General features: G+C 70.3%; 17 protein-coding genes. 10 read left to right on the forward strand and 7 right to left on the reverse strand.

Translation table 11 applies throughout. From position 1 onward, the window contains the following. Nucleotides 1-35: 35 nt before the first annotated feature. Genes KY661_RS03875 through KY661_RS03890 form a run of 4 tightly spaced genes read left to right on the forward strand, consistent with a single transcriptional unit; the run spans nucleotide 36 to nucleotide 4231 of the window. On the forward strand, nucleotides 36-290 hold the full coding sequence (locus tag KY661_RS03875) for an acyl carrier protein (protein WP_225408898.1): 255 nt from the start codon (nucleotides 36-38) through the stop codon (nucleotides 288-290). Then, nucleotides 287-1507, forward strand: coding sequence for a beta-ketoacyl-[acyl-carrier-protein] synthase family protein (locus tag KY661_RS03880; RefSeq protein ID WP_075011306.1), 1221 nt, complete (start codon nucleotides 287-289; stop codon nucleotides 1505-1507). Before KY661_RS03875 ends, KY661_RS03880 begins: the two co-directional genes overlap by 4 nt. A gap of 10 nt (nucleotides 1508-1517) precedes the next feature. Continuing rightward, nucleotides 1518-2741 (forward strand): beta-ketoacyl-[acyl-carrier-protein] synthase family protein, encoded by a 1224-nt coding sequence (locus KY661_RS03885; protein ID WP_225408899.1) that lies wholly within the window; start codon nucleotides 1518-1520, stop codon nucleotides 2739-2741. Beyond that, nucleotides 2738-4231, forward strand: a complete 1494-nt coding sequence (locus tag KY661_RS03890) for an AMP-binding protein (protein ID WP_225408900.1) — start codon at nucleotides 2738-2740, stop codon at nucleotides 4229-4231. The genes KY661_RS03885 and KY661_RS03890 overlap by 4 nt, the downstream gene beginning before the upstream one ends. Here KY661_RS03890 and KY661_RS03895 read toward each other — a convergent pair. Both KY661_RS03895 and KY661_RS03900 read right to left on the reverse strand, forming a co-directional pair. Beyond that, complete coding sequence (locus KY661_RS03895) at nucleotides 4220-4894, reverse strand: dienelactone hydrolase family protein (protein WP_225408901.1); 675 nt, start codon at nucleotides 4892-4894, stop codon at nucleotides 4220-4222. The genes KY661_RS03890 and KY661_RS03895 overlap by 12 nt on opposite strands. A gap of 40 nt (nucleotides 4895-4934) precedes the next feature. After that, the gene (locus KY661_RS03900) at nucleotides 4935-6029 is read right to left on the reverse strand and encodes a glycoside hydrolase family 43 protein (protein ID WP_225408902.1); all 1095 of its coding nucleotides are present in this window, start codon (nucleotides 6027-6029) and stop codon (nucleotides 4935-4937) included. Nucleotides 6030-6179: 150 nt separating this feature from the next. On the opposite strand from KY661_RS03900, the gene KY661_RS03905 reads away from it, so the two are divergent. Beyond that, nucleotides 6180-6473, forward strand: coding sequence for a hypothetical protein (locus tag KY661_RS03905; protein ID WP_225408903.1), 294 nt, complete (start codon nucleotides 6180-6182; stop codon nucleotides 6471-6473). Between the two features lie 5 nt (nucleotides 6474-6478). On the opposite strand, the gene KY661_RS03910 is transcribed toward KY661_RS03905, so the two are convergent. Together KY661_RS03910 and KY661_RS03915 are read right to left on the reverse strand one after the other, a co-directional pair. Continuing rightward, complete coding sequence (locus KY661_RS03910; RefSeq protein ID WP_225408904.1) at nucleotides 6479-7915, reverse strand: beta-1,3-glucanase family protein; 1437 nt, start codon at nucleotides 7913-7915, stop codon at nucleotides 6479-6481. Between the two features lie 118 nt (nucleotides 7916-8033). Next, nucleotides 8034-9074 (reverse strand): type IV pilus twitching motility protein PilT, encoded by a 1041-nt coding sequence (locus KY661_RS03915; RefSeq protein WP_245769039.1) that lies wholly within the window; start codon nucleotides 9072-9074, stop codon nucleotides 8034-8036. Between the two features lie 196 nt (nucleotides 9075-9270). Between KY661_RS03915 and KY661_RS03920 the strand changes: the two genes are divergently transcribed. Together KY661_RS03920 and KY661_RS03925 are read left to right on the forward strand one after the other, a co-directional pair. After that, nucleotides 9271-9945: a glutathione S-transferase family protein gene (locus tag KY661_RS03920; protein ID WP_225408905.1), complete on the forward strand. Its 675-nt coding sequence runs from the start codon at nucleotides 9271-9273 to the stop codon at nucleotides 9943-9945. 142 nt (nucleotides 9946-10087) lie between these two features. Then, nucleotides 10088-10882, forward strand: coding sequence for a thioesterase II family protein (locus KY661_RS03925; RefSeq protein ID WP_225408906.1), 795 nt, complete (start codon nucleotides 10088-10090; stop codon nucleotides 10880-10882). Between the two features lie 78 nt (nucleotides 10883-10960). Here KY661_RS03925 and KY661_RS03930 read toward each other — a convergent pair whose 3' ends face one another. Beyond that, a complete protein-coding gene (locus tag KY661_RS03930; protein WP_075011297.1) occupies nucleotides 10961-11368 on the reverse strand; it encodes a response regulator in 408 nt (135 codons plus the stop codon). Between the two features lie 125 nt (nucleotides 11369-11493). Between KY661_RS03930 and KY661_RS03935 the strand changes: the two genes are divergently transcribed. After that, nucleotides 11494-11862 carry a helix-turn-helix transcriptional regulator gene (locus KY661_RS03935; protein WP_013377485.1) on the forward strand — a complete coding sequence of 123 codons (369 nt, stop codon included), beginning with the start codon at nucleotides 11494-11496 and terminating at the stop codon, nucleotides 11860-11862. A gap of 12 nt (nucleotides 11863-11874) precedes the next feature. Here KY661_RS03935 and KY661_RS03940 read toward each other — a convergent pair whose 3' ends face one another. Then, the gene (locus KY661_RS03940; RefSeq protein WP_225408907.1) at nucleotides 11875-13071 is read right to left on the reverse strand and encodes a DUF790 family protein; all 1197 of its coding nucleotides are present in this window, start codon (nucleotides 13069-13071) and stop codon (nucleotides 11875-11877) included. Then, entirely contained in the window at nucleotides 13065-14444 is a 1380-nt protein-coding gene (locus KY661_RS03945) for a DEAD/DEAH box helicase family protein (protein WP_225408908.1), read from the reverse strand. Before KY661_RS03945 ends, KY661_RS03940 begins: the two co-directional genes overlap by 7 nt. A 100-nt stretch (nucleotides 14445-14544) precedes the next feature. Here KY661_RS03945 and rmuC point away from each other — a divergent pair, with 100 nt between their 5' ends. Both rmuC and KY661_RS03955 read left to right on the forward strand, forming a co-directional pair. Continuing rightward, nucleotides 14545-15990, forward strand: a complete 1446-nt coding sequence (gene rmuC / locus KY661_RS03950; RefSeq protein WP_225408909.1) for a DNA recombination protein RmuC — start codon at nucleotides 14545-14547, stop codon at nucleotides 15988-15990. Nucleotides 15991-16037: 47 nt separating this feature from the next. After that, nucleotides 16038-16445: a DNA-binding response regulator gene (locus KY661_RS03955; protein ID WP_225408910.1), complete on the forward strand. Its 408-nt coding sequence runs from the start codon at nucleotides 16038-16040 to the stop codon at nucleotides 16443-16445. Nucleotides 16446-16450 lie beyond the last annotated feature (5 nt).

Here is a 16450-nt window from a genome sequence, read left to right on the forward strand (position 1 = left end):
AAGTTCCCTCATTCTAGAAGAAGGCGCACACCGTCATGACACGTGATGAGATTCGTTCCAAGGTGATGCAGATCGCTGGCGAGGTCTTCGAGCTGGAGCCCGAGGAGCTCCAGGGCGACAAGCACATCATCGATGAGCTGGGGGCCACCTCGGTCATGCGGCTGGAGTTCATCGTGATGCTCGAGCGCGGCTTCGGGCTCCAGTTCGTCCCCGAGGAGATCGAAGTCGCCCAGAACCTGGACGAGGTGGTGGGGGTGGTGGAGACGTTCGTCCGTAGGAAGACTCCATGAGCAAGCGGAATGTCGTCGTCACGGGGGTGAGCGTCATCACCTCCGTGGGGGTGGGTGTCGACGCTTTCTGGTCCGCGGTCTGCCGCGGCGAAGTGGGAACGGGCAAGCTCACCCGCTTCTCGCCCGAGGGGCTGCGCAGTGACCGCGCCGGCGAAATCAAGAACTTCGATGACACGAAGGCCTTCCGGCACCTGGACCCGGCGCCGCACCAGCGCGGGACGCGGCTCGCCATGTCGGCCTCGCGCATGGCCGTCGAGGACGCGAAGCTGAGCGCGGGTTCGCTGGAGGGTGTCTCCGAGCGCGCCGGTGTGGTGATGGGCGTGGTGGTGGCCAACCGCCCGGGCCTGGAGGCGCCGTATGGCCAGGGCCACAAGCAGCCCGAGGGCCGCAAGCCTGTGTCGCTGCGCGCCCATGACGTGGCGCTGGTGAGCGAGGTGCCCGCCAGCGAGCTGGGGCTGCGCGGCCCGTCGCTGGTGATTCCCACGGCCTGCGCCGCGGGCAACAGCGCCATCGGCTGCGCGATGGACCTCATCCAGGACGGCCATGCCGACCTGATGCTCGCGGGGGGCGTGGACGAGCTGTCGCCCGCGATGCTCATGATGTTCTCGCTGTTCGACGCGATGTCCACCGACGTGGTGCGCCCGTTCGACAAGAACCGGCGCGGGCTCATCCTCTCCGAGGGCGCGGCGGTGCTGGTGCTCGAGGCCGAGGAGCACGCCCGGGCGCGCGGTGCGCACATCTATGGACGGGTGCTCGGGCACGGGAACTTCGCGGATGCCCACGACATGACGCACCCGCACCCCGAGGGGCTCGGCGCGCGGCTGGCCATGGCGTCGGCGCTGCGCGAGAGCGGGCTTTCCCCGAAGGACGTGCACTACGTCTCCGCGCACGGGACGGGAACGCCGACGAATGATCCGACCGAGGCCCGGGCCATCCGGGACCTGTTCGGCAGCCACACGGACTCGCTGCCCGTCTCGTCCATCAAGTCGATGCTGGGGCACTCCCAGGGCGCCGCGAGCGCCATCGAGTCGGTGGCGTGCCTGATGGCGATGCGCGACGGCGTGGTGCCGCCGACCGTGAACTTCACGGAGGCGGACCCCGAGTGCCAGGCGCTCGATGTGGTGCCCAACCAGGCCCGCAAGCACCGCGTGCAGGTGGCGATGAACAACGCGTTCGGCTTTGGCGGCAACATTTCTTGTGTCGTCTTCGGTCAGTGAGGGGGCTGTTGTGAGCGGATCAGACGTGGTCATCACGGGGCTGGGGGCCATCACGCCGTTCGGCGTGGGGGCGGCGGCGGTGCGTCAGGCGCTTCTGGAGCGGCGGACGGTGTTCGCCTCGTCGGCTCCCACGATGGATGCAATGCCCCCGCTGGAGCCCTTCCTCTCGGCCCGGGTGGCCGAGGCCGCGGCCAGCACGGTGCTGGGCAAGAAGGGGCTCCGGGCGGTCAACCCCGAGTCCCAGCTCTTCATCGCCGCGGCCCAGCTCGCCCTGCGCGAGGCCGGGGTCGACTCCGCCAACCTGGACCCGACCCACATCGGCCTGTTCGCGGGCACGGTGCGCGGGGGCCTGGACGAGTACCTGCGCTACCACATCGAGAGCCTCGTGTGGGGCATGCACCGGGTCAGCGCCACGCGCGGTCCGAACACGGGCTTCAACGCGCCGGCTTCCCACGGCTCCATCCGGCTGAAGCTGCAGGCGGCCAACATGACGCTGTCCAGCCGGACGGCGGCCTCGCTGGATGCCATCTCCCAGGGCGCGGACTTCATCCGCAAGGGCCGGGCGCGGTTCATCCTCGCGGGCGGCATCGAGACGTTCAGCTACGCGGCGGCCGATGCCCTCCACGCCGACGGCCAGGTCCCCTCGGGGCCTCCCCGGCCGTATGACGCCCAGCGCGGGCGGCCCGTCCCCGGCGAGGGGGCGGTGGTGTTGCTGCTGGAGACGCGCGAGAACGCCCAGGCGCGCGGCGCCAAGATTCTGGCCACGGTGGGCGCCTGGTCCACCGCGTTCGAGCCGGCGCTCCGGGGCGCGAACGTGGCCGCCGCCGGCGTGCGCTCCCTCAAGGGCGCGCTCAGCCGCGAGGGCATCGAGGCCAAGGGCATCGGCGCCATCTTCTCCTCCGCCGCGGGCAGTGTGGAGACGGATGCCGCGGAGGCGCAGGCCCTGGGCGAGGTGTTCGGGCCGGCCTTGAGCGAGACGCCGCTGTGCGCCGTCAAGGGCACCGCGGGCGAGTGGGATGGGGCCAGCGGCGCGCTGCAGGCGCTCGCGGCCGTGCAGACGCTGGCCGAGGGCGTGCTGCCGCCCACGGCGGGCACCGAGAGCGTGGACCCCGCGCTGCCCCGCATGCGGATTCCGAAGGAGCCGCTCGCGGGCACCTACCAGCGGGCCCTGGTGCACGTGCTGGATCCGTCCGGCCGCTCCTCGACCCTCATCCTGCGGGGAGCCGAGGGGTGAGCGGAGCCAACGTCTTCACGTTCCTGCTGACGCGGCACCTGGAGGCGGGCAGGGGCGACCGGCCGGCGTACCGCCAGTCCGGGCGGACCTATACGTACGCCGAGATGGAGCGCCTCTCGGCCCGGGCCGCCGGGCTGCTGCACGAGGCGGGGGTCCGCCGGGGCGAGCGCGTGCTCTGCCTGGCCGGGGACAGCGTGGAGATCATCGCCCTGGTGCTCGGGGCCTTCCGGCTGGGGGCGGTGGCGGTCGTGGCCAACCAGCTCTCGCCCGCGGCCAAGCTGCGCTTCCTGTGCCAGGACACGGCGGCGCCGGTGGTCGTCGTGTCCTCCATCAGCGCGCCGGCGCTGGCCTCCTGGACGGAGCGGCCCGCCTCGCTGCGCAGCCTCTGGTTCCAGGGCGAGGGCGAGACGGGAGGCCTCCCCCGGCTGGAGGAGGCGATCGCCGTCATGCCCCCGCGCGACCTGGTGGAGGCCGTCGAGGGCTCCCACCCCGCGTGCTGGCAGTACACCCACGGGGCGGACGGCACGGAGCTGGCGGTGGTGCACGCCCACGGTGGGCTGGCCGCGGCGGTGGAGCCCTTCGCGCGCGCGAGGCTGCACCTGCGCGAGGACGACCTCGTCTTCTCCATCGCCAAGCTGTACTTCGGCTACGGCTTCGCCAACTCGCTGGTGTTCCCGCTGGCGGCCGGCGCGTGCGCGCTGCTGCACCCGGGCCGCTCGGACGTGCTGACGGTGATGGAGCTGGTGCGGCGCGAGCGCCCCACGCTCTTCTTCGGCGTGCCCACCTTCTATGCGGGCATCTTGAAGGTGCCCTCGGCCGCCCAGCGCTTCGATGTCTCCAGCGTGCGGGCCTTCATCTCCGCCGGCGAGGCGCTGAGCGTCCCACTGGCGCGCAAGTTCCAGGAGACCTTCGGCATGCTGCCCGTCAACGGGCTGGGCTCGACGGAGATGTTCCACATCTACATCGCCACGGAGCTGGATGGCGCGCCTGCGGGCTCCCTGGGCACCGTCACGCCGGGCCATGAGGTGCGCCTGCTCTCGGCCCAGGGCCAGCCGGTGGCCGAGGGCGAGGTGGGCGAGCTGTGGGCGAAGGGGCCGCACCTCGGCCTGGGCTATGCGCACCACCCGGAGCACACCCGCCGCGTCTTCGTGGACGGCTGGGTGCGGACCGGGGACCTGCTGAGCCGGGACGCGGGCGGCGCCTACACCTTCCACGGCCGGACCGATGACCTGCTGAAGGTGGCCGGGCAGAAGACGTTGGTCTCCGAGATCGAACAGTGCCTGCGCTCGCACGAGTCGGTGCGGGAGGCCCAGGTCCAGGTGGTGGTGGACGAGGATGGCATCCGCGACCTGCTCGCGAAGGTGCGCCTGCGCGAGGGCGTGCCCACGGGCAACGCCACGGTGCGCACGCTGCGCACCTTCATGCGCGAGCGGCTGCTGCCCCACTACTGCCCCTCGAAGATCGAGGTGCTGGCCGGCTCAGCCGCGTAGCCGGGCCGCGAGGAACCGGAGCAGGTGTCCCCAGGCCTGCTCCGCCGCGGCCGCGTCGTACTCCTCGGGCCAGTGCGTGCTGAAGAAGCCGTGCTTGGCCTCGTAGCGGTGGAAGTCCACGTCCACCCCGCCCTCGCGCATGCGGGCCTCCAGCGCGTCGATCTGCGGCACGGGGTACCAGTCATCCGACAGCCCGTAGTGCGCCTGGAAGGGGATGCGGATCTGCCCCGGGTCCGCGTTCTTCCCGGGGGGAATGCCGTAGAAGGAGATGCCCGCGTCGAACTCGGGCACCTGGCAGGCCGCCATCGTGGCCACGGCCCCTCCGAGGGAGAAGCCCAGCACGGCCGTCTTGCCCCCGGAGGCCTTGAGGTACTGCGCCGCCCCCCGGACGTCCTGGGTCACCACGTCCGGGATGTCCAGGGACATGCGCTTGCGCATCGCCTCCAGCTTGGAGCTGGCGACGTAGCCCCGGTAGTAGTCCACGGCGAGGGCGCGGTAGCCCTCGGCCGCGAGCCGGTCCGTCACCTTCTCCACCGTCCCGGTGAGCCCCCACCACTCGTGCAGCACCACCACCGAGGGTCCCCCCGTCCCGGAGGAGGGAAGGGCCAGGCTGCCCTGGGCCTCCTGGCCATCAGGGCGTGGGTAGTGGAGGCGGGTGCTCATGCGGCGTCCTTCGCGGGGGTGGGGGCTTCCGGGCGAGAGCCTACTCGTAGAACTTCAGACTCCAACCCGTGTTGCTCTCGGAGCCGCGGGTATAGGTGGTGTTGCCCCACCACTGGAACGTCCCGGAGTACCAGTACCGTCCGCCCCAGAAGGGGTTGGGGTAATCGGCCTTGGGCACGCCGTGGTAGGCCAGGGGGAAGGTGGGGCCTGCGGGGGGGCTGGTGTTCGGGTCCCCGTTGAGCAGCACGAAGGAGTGGTGGCCCACGCCCTTGGCGTACAGCGTCGGGTGCCAGCCGCTCATCATGATGCTGCCGTTGGCGCCGAAGAAGCAGCCGTTGGCCTTGAACCAGTCCCAGACGTAGGTGGGGTCTCCGCCCGCCCGGAGCCGGAGGTCCGCCAGGCAGTAATTCACGTCCCAGCTGCCGTTGGCCGAGTACACGATGTGCAGTTGCCCGTTGGGATCGATGATGGGCTCGGGCCCTTCGTTGACGCGCGTGGGCGGGTTGACGTCGGCCTTCTCCCACCACTCCCGGGGCTGGGAGATGACGAAGCGGGGGCCGGTGACTTGGGTCGGGCTCGACATCCGCGCGATGAACAGCGTCTGCTCTCCGTTCTGGTCACCCATCCAGCCGGACCAGACGAAGTACCACTGGTTCTTGTAGATGAAGGCCGTGCCGTCGATGGCCCACTTGTTGTCGGGCAGGGCCAGCGCCTGGGCCGCCGAGTAGCCCGTGTTGGGCGAGCGGGACTGGATGACGTACATGCGGTGGGCGCTGCCGGCGCCTGCCGTGAAGTAGATGTAGTAGGTCCCCCCGCTCATGATGATCTGGGGCGCCCACACCTCCGCCCAGTTGTTGGGGTTTCCCCAGATCTGCTGTTTGGCCGCTCCGGCCAGCCCGTCCACGGAGGAGGCCGTCCGCACATAAATCCGGCCTCCTTCCGTCTCCGCGGAGATGTACGTGCTGCCCACCCGGATGATCGTGGGGTCGGCATTCTTGATGGAGAGCCGCCCCAGGGACTGCTCTTGGGACGCGAGGGCTTCCGCGCCGGGCGCCGGGAGGGCAGCCGTCTCGGGACCACAGGCTTGGAGGGAGGCAGCGAGAACGGCACTTTGCAGGAAGTTCAACCAGCGCATTCGGGAAATCCTCGTAAAGCTGAATTAAGCAATTATCGCCGGACTGGCGGGTGCGTTGCGGCGTGCGTGCATCGGATGCAATCGTCGGGTGGCACGCGCGTACCCCAGGGGTCTGGAACCGCCGCTCCAGCGCGAAGAGGGAGCAACACCATGGATACGACCGAGGCCATCACCGTCGTCATGATCGTGGGGATGACCTGTGGCATCCCGCTGCTGGGGTTGACGCTGCGCTTCTGTGTCAAACCCGTGATGGAGGCCTACATCCGCCTGCGCGAGGTGCAGAACCAGGCGCCCCAGGTGCAGAGCCTGATGGATCGCGTGGCATACCTGGAGCGGAAGCTGGAGCTGCGCGAGCTGATGGACCTGTCCATCCCCACGTCCGTGCAGTCCATTTCCGCCGAGGCCCCTGCCGCCCTGGTGAAGAAGGAGCAGGGGCTCAGCTAGGGGGCTCAGCCCGCCGGGCAGAACGTCACGTTCATCTGCTGCCCGCCGGTGCAGGTGTAGAAGCCGGCCTGGTTGGCGGCCATCGGGTAGTCGTCGTACGCGAACCCGTACACGGCGCCGCACTGCTGGTGGACCCACTTGGCGTACTGGTTATAGGGCTTGCCCGTGTTGTAGTACTTCGACACGTCCGTGCTGTCCGGCATGTCCACCGTGCCGCGGTTCAGCGCGGCGCACCACTTGGCGCTCATGTCGAAGAACGGCGGCGAGCAGGCGTACACCTGGGCCGTCTTCGCCGTGCCCGGGTTGCACTGGCCCGGGTACTTGCTGGCGCAGCGGGCAATCTCGCCGTCCAGCCGCGTGCAGACGTCGCCGCGGCGCGGATCACTGGCGTACTCCCCGTCCAGACAGAAGGAGCGCGGCGCGAGGCAGATGGTGCCGCCGCCCATGGAGTAGCGCAGGCCATCCGGGCACTGGCCGGCGATGGCCGACTCGATGGCGCTCGCGGACTTGTTGCACCGCACCGCCACGCAGCTCGAGCCGGAGCCGGCGCTGGAGATCTCCATGGGCAGGCCCACGTGGTCCACGTACGTCAGGTTGTAGTGGATGAGCTGCGAGCCGCCCGAGGGCTTCTCCAGGGTGAACTCCGCCTTCTCCAGCTCCCGGGGCGACTGGGGCGTGGGCAGCACCTTGTACGCGCTCACGCGGCCGCTGGGGTAGTTGGCCGGGGTGGCATAGGTGTAGCTCGCCCCCCGGGCGAGGTTCCGGTAGATGGGGTTGCCCGCGCCGTCCCTCTCCAGGGCGATGCTGTTCACGCCCGTCAGCGTCACGTTGAGGTTGTAGGGGCACTTGTTGGTCACCACCACCGGGATGGTGCCGGAGGGCGTGGTGGGCGGCTGCGTCGTGCCCGAGTTGTGCAGCTCGAACCAGTCGAGCTTGAACAGCCAGTCCCCGCCCGTGGCGATGCCCTTGAAGAAGAGCGCCCGGGTGCCGCTCACCGGGGTGATGCTGAAGGTCTTGGTGACGAAGCCGTTCCAGTCGCCGCCCGTGGCGGCATCCAGGCTCACCGTTCCGAGCTTCGTGCCGCTGCCCACCGCGTCCGCCCAGAGCTCCGCCTTGCCGCCCCCGTAGGGCGCCGCCAGGCGGACCTGGATCTGGTTCGCGTTGGAGAAGTTCACCGAGTTGTAGCGGATGACGTCGTTGACCTGGAACCCGGCCACGGACTGCCCTTCGCCGCCCCCCTCGTTGGCCACGCCCGTGGTGCCGCTGGCCCAGGACTCCGCCTGGTACCGGCTCCCGACGATGGCCTCCTGCCCCACCGCTTGCGGCGGGGGGACGTCCTGGGGCTCCACGCCCCCATCACATCCCACCGCGGTGGCGAGCACACAGCCCGCCGTCACCGAGCGCCACAGCCTCTTCCCGAAAGGTGAACCTGAGGTGTTCATGCCGTTCTCTCCCTTGTGCTGCCTCTCAAGAGACGAGAACGTAAGTTATCGGGTTAAGATGACAAGTTCCCTTAAGCCGTTTTCCCTGGGTGGTACGCCACCCAGGGAAAGTTGGGGCTCATTCGAACTCGAGCGCGCGCTGGAAGTCGGCGGGGTTGGTGGCGGCGCTGCTGGCCGTCTCCAGGGTGATGAGGCCCGCGCGGTACAGCTGGCTCAAGTGCTGGTCGAAGGACTGCATGCCGTAGGTGTCGCGGCCCTTCTCGATGACGTCCTTGATTTCGCTGGTGCGGTCCTCGCGGATGTACTCCTGGATGGTCTTGGTCTGGACCATGATTTCCAGGGCCACGGCGCGGCCCTTGTTGTCGGCGCGGGGCAGGAGGCGCTGGGAGATGGTGGCCTTGAGGTTGTCGGCCAGGCGCATGCGCACCATGGTCTGCTCCTCGGAGTTGAACACCGACACCAGGCGGTTGATGGTGCGCGAGGCGTCCGTGGTGTGCACGGTGGAGAGCACCAGGTGGCCCGTCTCGGAGGCCTTGAGCGCGATGTCGATGGTCTCCGTGTCGCGCATCTCGCCCACGAGGATGACGTCCGGGTCCTGCCGCAGCGCGGCGCGCAGCGCCATGGCGAAGCTGTTGGTGTCCGGGCCGATTTCCCGCTGCGAGATGGAGGACTTGACGTTCTTGTAGATGAACTCGATCGGGTCCTCGATGGTGAGGATGTGCAGGCTCTCGTTGCGGTTGATGTGGTCGATCATCGAGGCCAGCGTGGAGCTCTTGCCCGAGCCCGTGGCGCCCGTGACGAGCACCAGGCCGCGGTCCTGGCTGGCGATGGTCTTGATGACCTCGGGCAGGCCGAGCGACTCGGCGGTGGGCACGTTGGCCGGGATGATGCGCAGGATGATGGCCAGGGTGCCGCGCTGCCGGTAGATGTTCACGCGGAAGCGGGCCACGCCCTGCAAGCCGTACGACGCATCGTGCTCCTGGATGCTGTCGATCTGGTTGCGCTTGTTCTCCTCGTGGATGAGGTGCAGGGCCACTTCACGGGTGTGCTCGGGCAGCAGCTTGTCCATCCGCAAGGGACGGAGCACGCCATTGACCCGGTAGATGGGCGGATCCCCGGGGCGGAAGTGGATGTCGGAGGCGCCGTTCTGCACGCCCACGGTCAGCAGCTTGTCGAGTGTCGCTTTGTCCAGGAGCCTTACCTCACGATCGGGTGGACCCTAACATCATGGGCTGTTCCCCTCCCACCCCTCACGCAAAAAGCGCCGGGCCCTTTCCGGGCTCCGTCCGCCCGGGTGTAGGGGAGTCTGGGAGACCCCATGCTAGGTTGCCCGCCCTCACGAAAGGAGCTCGCCGATGATCGACCTGTACACCTGGGCCACCCCCAACGGATACAAGGTGTCCGTCACGCTGGAGGAGCTGGGCCTGCCCTACACCGTTCACCCGGTGGACATTGGTAAGGGTGAGCAGAAGCAGCCGCCGTTCCTGCGAATCAATCCCAACGGCCGCATCCCCGCCATCGTGGACCGGAGCGAGGGGGACTTCGCGGTGTTCGAGTCGGGGGCCATCCTGCTCTACCTCGCCGAGAAGGCAGGGAAGCTCTTGCCCACTGACCGGCAGGGCCGCTCCCGGGTGACGCAGTGGCTGATGTTCCAGATGGCCGGCGTGGGGCCCATGCAGGGCCAGGCCAACGTCTTCTTCCGCTACTTCCCGGAGAAGATCCAGCCGGCCATCGACCGCTACCAGAACGAGACGCGGCGGCTCTACACCGTGCTCGACACGCGCCTTTCAGAGAGCGAGTACCTGGCCGGGGACTACAGCATCGCCGACATCGCCAACTGGGCGTGGGTGCGCGTCCACGGCTGGGCGGGTGTCTCCGTGGAGGGGCTGCCGCACTTGCAGCGCTGGCTGGCCGCCATCGAGCAGCGGCCCGCCGCCCAGAAGGGGGTGACGGTGCCCCATGAGTCGAAGCTCGACGCCTCCACCACGCAGGACCGGATCGCGTCGGCGCAGGCCATGCTTCAGCGGTAGGCGGCACGCGGGGCTTCAGCGCGCGGACTCGGGTATTCCCATGATGCATCGGTTTGACGCCCTGAATCAAGAGATGGGCTTTCGCGCGCATTGCGGGTATTCGCGTGGGCGCGTGCCTCAGCTTGGAGGAGCAGAACCCGTCATGACGAACGCCGTTCCCGGGGGTGGAAACGCCTTCCACCCCACAGTGAAGACTTGGTTTCCTTTTGCCCGGCCCCGGCCCGAGGCCCGCCTGCGCATGGTGTGCTTTCCCTTCGCGGGCGGGACTGCCTCCTTCCTTCAGCGGTGGGTGGACCTGATTCCGGACGTGGAGGCGTTCGCCGCGCAGTACCCCGGGCGGGAGACGCGCTTCACCGAGACGCCCTTCCGGGATGTGCGCACGCTGGCCGAGGCGCTGGGGCCCGTGGTGCGCTCCCTGGCGGACCGTCCGCTCGTGTTCTTTGGCTACAGCCTGGGTACCCTCGTGGCGGTGGAGGTGGCGCGCTGGCTGATTCGCCAGGGCGGGCCTGCGCCGCTGGGGCTGCTGGTGGCCGCGGGCACGCCCCCGGGCCGCCGGACGACCCGTCCGCTCTACGCGCTCTCGGAGAAGGACTTCATCCAGGCCCTGGAGGAGTACGGGGGCACCCCTCCCCAGGTGCTCGCGCACAAGGACCTGATGGAGATGTTGATTCCCATGCTGCGCTCCGACTTCGAGATGGTGGACACCTACAAGCTCACCGACCCCTCGCCGCTGCCGGTCCCCGTGCATGCCTTCTCGGGGGATCGGGACTCGCATGCCCTGCCGCCCGTGATGGAGGGGTGGAAGGACTTCACCTCCACCCCGGACTTCTCGCTGCAGGTCTTCCCCGGGGAGCACTTCTTCATCAACACCGCGGCGGACAGCCTGCGTGAGGCGATGGAGCGCTCGATGCTCCGGTGGTGCCCCCGGGCACCGTGAGGCGTGGGCCCGCGGGTGTCCGCGGGCCCCCTCTTGAAGGTGGGGGGCGGCCAGTGGACCTCTCAGGTCCTGCTGGCCTCAGGCCGTGTCAGGTTCTCCCGGTGAGGTGGGCAGCTGTCCGGTGAGCGCGATGTAGAGCGCCTTCAGGACGGACGGGAGCGTCCCGGGAGGGGAGGCCTTCTCCACCAGCGCGATGCCGCGCGCGCTCCGCAGCTTCCCCGGGGGATGCGCGGTGTGCAGCACGCAGGCCACGCGGGGGTCCAGGGCCTTCATCTGCTCCAGCAAGCTCAGGCCGTCCACTTCCGGGAGGCAGTAGCCGCTCACGACGACTTCGGGCGCGTGCTGCCGCAGCAGGCGCAGCGCCTCTTCCGCGTTGCGGGCCAGGAGCTTGGAGCCCGGAAGATCGCGGCTCGCACGCCCCAGCGCCGACAGCCAGAGCGGGTTCTGATCCACGAAGAGAAAGCAGGGCAATTTCACGCGAACCATACCGTCCACACCTCGTTCAGCCATGTGACTCGTCTGGTCATATCCGTACGAGCCTACCTGCCGAGTTCTTGGAAGCCAACCCTGCAAGTCATATCGACATAGGCGAACCCGGTGGGTTAACGAATATGGAAAAGACCCTCGCAGCCAGGCTCGGCGCGGCTGCTCGCCTCGCTCGACAGCGCCTCAACCTCACGCAGGCCGACGTCGCTGAGCGCATTGGTATTGCGAGCGAAGTCTATGGCCGTCTGGAGCGCGGCCACATGCTGCCGAGCATCCAGACTTTTCGCCGGCTGTGCGTGGTGCTCTCCATCTCCGCGGACGAAGCGCTGGGCCTCAAGCCCTCGCAGGACGTGAAGTGGGCCGCGGAGCCTCCTTCGGATGCCGGCGAGCCCGCGGAGCTGCGCCGGCTCATGCGCCGCGCCCGCCAACTGGACCGCAGCGCCATCCGCTTGCTCAGCGTCCTGGCGTCGAACTTCCGCCCTCGCGGCGGTTGACGCCCGGGGGCGTCAGCCCTCCGCCAGCCGGGCCAGGCGCTCCCGGAGCCTGCGCGCGGAGGGAAAGCCGTTGAAGAGCATGACCTGCGGGTGAGCCTCCAGCTCCCCGGGGTCCCCCGCGCGCGCCAGCGCCCGGTCCACCCCCAGCAGCAAGCGCGGATCGGGCCGCGAGCGCAGCTCTGCGAGCCGCCGGGCCAGGGGACCTGCGTGCCACGCGTGGAAGAGCTCCAGCGCCACCTCGTGCCCCGTCTTCTGGTGGCGGAAGGTGAGGTCCGGCACGCACAGGCCCGCGGCCCCCGTGTGCCGCGGCAGGGGCGTGAGGTCCATCGCCCACTCCGCATCCTCGAAGCCCTGGGCCAGCGTGGCCACCTCGGGCGGAATGTGTCCCAGCGCTGCTGGGTGGGGAGAGACGAGAGGATCTCTCTGGTCCAGTACGAGGACCGCGCGCCGTCGCGCGTGGGTCTCTACCTCCGCGGACAGCTCCCAGCGCTCCAGCACCGGCACCACCGACAGGAAGCTGGCGAGCTGCAGCCCGTACTTCTTCTGCAGGGACAGCAGCGCCCCGGGCCCCTCCACCTCCAGCGCCCAGTCGTCGCCCTCCTGGCGCACCTCCGCCACCAGCCGGCAGAACTTCAGCCACCGCAGCACCTTGCGCACCCGCAGCAGCGTGGGCGCCCGGGCGCGGAGGGTGAGCCGCCGCGCGCCCAGCAGGGGGCCCTGGGCCAGCGCCAGGTTGTACCGGTCCAGCAGCTCCGGGGGCGTGAGTGCCTCCCAGCCGAGCAGCCGCCGGGAGCCCGGCAGGTCCGCGTAGAGCGCCTCGCGGACCTCCTCCAGAGGGGCGGGCAGTACCTCCGCGAGCCGGGCCTCGTAGACCTCCACGGGTGTCCCGGGGGAGAGCGTCCGCAGCACCTGGGCGGCGGTCTGGAAGCGCTCCCAGCGCACCGCCGAGGCCCCCTCGGTGGCCTCGTCGAACAGCGCCCGGTCCAGCAGCAGCTTCACCAGGCCCCGGGCAATCTTCGGCCGCGAGAAGGCGCCCGCGCGCAGGGCGAGGGTCTCCTCCACGTCATCCCGCATCTGGCCCCGGGCCCCCTCCACCTCGGCCACCAGCTCCGTGGCCAGGGCGAGCAGCTCCGGGTCCTCCCGCTTGATGAAGGAGGGGCGCAGCTTGCCCTCGCGCACGCGGAACAGCAGCAAGTCCCGGGTCAGCACGGCTCACCGTCCTGGTAGGCGCTGTGCTGCCGCCGCCGCTCGCTGATGCCGCTCTCCGCCGTCTGCGCCGAGCACACCTCGTACAGCAGGGCGCGTTTCCCCGGCCGCTGGCGCAGGATGCGGCCCAGCCGCTGCACGTGCTCGCGCACGCTGCCGCTGCCGCTGAGCACCACCCCCACGCGCGCCTCGGGCACGTCCACCCCCTCGTTGAGCACGCGCGAGGTGAGCAGCACCGGCAGCTCCCCGCTCGCGAAGGCCGCGAGGAGCGCCTTGCGCTCGGGCACGGGCGTGTGGTGGGTGATGACGGGCAGCAGGAGCTTTCGCGCCAGCGTGTACACCGTCTCGTTGTCGTCGGTGAAGACGAGCACCCGGTCCTCGCGGTGCTCCAGCAGCAGCCGCCACAGCACCTCCATCTTGGCGGCCGACGTCAGCGCGATGCGCCGCTGCTCCCGGTAGCCCCGGTAGGCCGCGCGCCCCTCGTCGCTGCGCTGGCTCTGCGCCAGGAAGCGCGCCCAGCCCTCCGGGGCGCTCAACGCGATGCCGTTCTTGCGCACGAAGCCCAGGTAGCGCGCCCGGGCCTCGTCGTACCGGGTCTTCTCGTCCGGAGACAGGGGCACCTCGATGCGGCGCACCTCGTACGGCGCGAGGTAGCGGCCCTGCAGCTCGCGGATGTCCGCCCGGTACACGCGAGGGCCCAGCAGCTCCTCGCACACGCGCTCGCCCCCGTCCGCGCGCTCCAGCGTGGCGGACAGGCCCAGCCGGTACGGGGCCAGCGAGCCCTCCGCGATGAAGCGGTAGCTGGGCGCGGGCAGGTGGTGGCACTCGTCGCAGATGAGCAGGCCGAACCGGTTGCCGTGGAACTCCGTCTGCGCCATCGCCGAGTCGTACGTCGTCACCGTCAGCGGCTGCCGGTCGTTCACCCCGCCGCCCAGGAGCCCCACGGGCACGCCCAGGTGCCGGGCCAGCACCGTCTGCCACTGCGCCATCAAGTCCAGCGTGGGCACCACCACCAGCGTGGGCCGCTTCACCTGGGCGATGGCCAGCACCGCCAGCAGGGTTTTTCCCGCCCCCGTGGGCAGCTCCACCAGCCCCCGGCCTCCGGCCTGCGTCCAGGCCTCGAGCGCCTCGCGCTGGTGCGGAAAGGGCTCGATGGGCGTGGTGAGCGCCACCTCCAGCGGCTCGAAGCGCCGGGCCTGATCCTTATAAGGGGCCTCCAGCTCGCGCAGCCGCAGCACCACCTCCCGGTAGCGCCAGGCCGCCGCCCGGAACACCCCCGTACGCCCGTCCTTCTGGAAGAGCGCGCGCAGGGGCCCGTCCTCCGGCAGGGCCGGGGCCACCAGGGTGCCGCAGTCGAAGTGAAGCTCGGTCGTCATCGGTAGGACCTGTTGAGTAGCCTGTCGCCCTTCCTGGCGCCACCCCGACAGGGCCCCCCGCCGGGCATGTCAGAGGGGTGTGCTAGGGGCCGTGCCCTCCATGGCCCTCGCTCTTGCCCTCGTCCTGCTCCTCGCCGGAAGCCTGCTCGGCGCCGGTCTGACGTGGCTGCTCCTCCAGGGGCGGCTCCAGCACGAGACGCGCCTCGTCCGCATGGAGGGCGAGGCCGAGCGGGCCACCCTGGCCGAGCGGCTGCGCGGCCGGGAAGGGGAGCTTCAGGAGCTGCGCCGGGCGCTGGATGCCGAGCGGCTCCGGGTCCGGCAGCTCCAGGAGGTCCGCACGGGGCTGGAGGTGCGGCTGTCCGCGCTCCAGTCCGCCACGGACGAGGAGCGCCGCGCCATGGAGGAGAAGCTGGCGCTGCTCACCGAGGCCCGGGATGAGCTGGCCCAGTCCTTCAAGGCGCTCTCCGCGGACGCGCTGCGGATGAACAGCCAGTCCTTCCTGGAGATGGCCCAGCTCCAGCTCTCGCGCTTCCAGGAGGGGGCCCGCGCGGACCTCACCCAGCGCGAGCGCTCCATCGAGGCGATGGTGAAGCCCCTGCGCGAGTCCCTGGAGAAGGTGGATGCGCAGGTGAACCAGCTGGAGCAGGCGCGGGCCCAGGCCTACGGGGGGCTGGCCCAGCAGCTCCAGTCCCTCGCCTCCACCCAGGAGGCCCTGCGCGCCGAGACGGCCAGCCTCGTGGGCGCCCTGCGCGCCCCCACCGTGCGCGGGCGGTGGGGGGAGATTCAGCTGCGGCGCGTGGTGGAGCTGGCCGGCATGGTGGAGTGCTGTGACTTCGTCCAGCAGGAGACCGTCACCCACGAGCGCGGGCGCCTGCGCCCGGACATGGTGGTGCGCCTGCCCGGCAACAAGTGCGTGGTGGTGGACTCCAAGGCCCCGCTCCAGGCGTACCTGGAGGCGCTGGATCTGCGCGACGAGGGCGCCCGCCTGGTGAAGCTGCGCGAGCACGCCGCGCAGACGCGCGCCCACCTCAAGGCGCTGGGGGACAAGGCCTACTGGGAGCAGTTCCCCTCCGCGCCGGAGTTCGTGGTGATGTTCCTGCCGGGCGAGACGTTCTTCAGCGCCGCGCTGGAGCAGGACCCGGCCCTCATCGAGGCGGGGGTGGACCGGCGGGTCATCCTCGCCACGCCCACCACCCTCATCGCCCTGCTTCGCGCGGTGGCCTATGGGTGGAGCCAGGAGAACGTGGCGCGCAACGCCCATGACATCCGCGAGCTGGGCCGCTCGCTGTATGACCGGATTCGCACGCTGGCGCGCCACTTCGGCGACCTGGGCCGCAACCTGGACCGCGCCGTGGATGCATACAACACCACCGTGGGCTCGCTGGAGGTGCGCGTGCTGCCCGGGGCCCGGCGATTCAAGGAGCTGGGCGCCGCCACGGGCGAGGATGTGCCCGTGCTGCCCACGCTGGACACCGTGGCCCGCCCGCTGCGTGCCCCGGAGCTGGAGCCCCCCGTTGCCGAGCGGACGGGCTTGCCGGAGAACTGAAGGGCGGGCTTGCCGCGCTGCGGGGCTTCGGATACCTGCCCAGGCCCATGCGACATGTCCTCGTCGTCAGCCCTCACCGCGCCTCGCGCGAACTGCTTCTGCGCTTCCTCTCGGAGCCGGAGCTCGCCGTGGGCGCCGCCGAGGACGCCGACGCGGCGCTGGCCTCCCTGGCCTCCACGCCCCCGTCCGTCGTGGTGGTGGACTTGCGAAGGCCCGATGAGGACCACCCGCTGTTCCTGGCCCTGCTGCGCAAGCGCTACCCCGCGCAAGCCGTCATCGCGCTCATCCCCGGCAGCCTGCGCGTCTTCGATGGGAGCCACGAGCGGGTGCTCGAGGTGAGGGATGATTCGGCCGAGGGGCTGCACCGGCTCCTGAGCGCGCTGAAGCAGGCGGTGGGCGAGGTGCTGGCCCACCACCTGCTCCGGGTGTTCCGCCCCCCGGTGGGCCAGGCCTGAGCGCC

Origin of the sequence: Allostigmatella hybrida, from assembly GCF_020103775.1 — a bacterium.
GTDB lineage: Bacteria > Myxococcota > Myxococcia > Myxococcales > Myxococcaceae > Hyalangium > Hyalangium aurantiaca.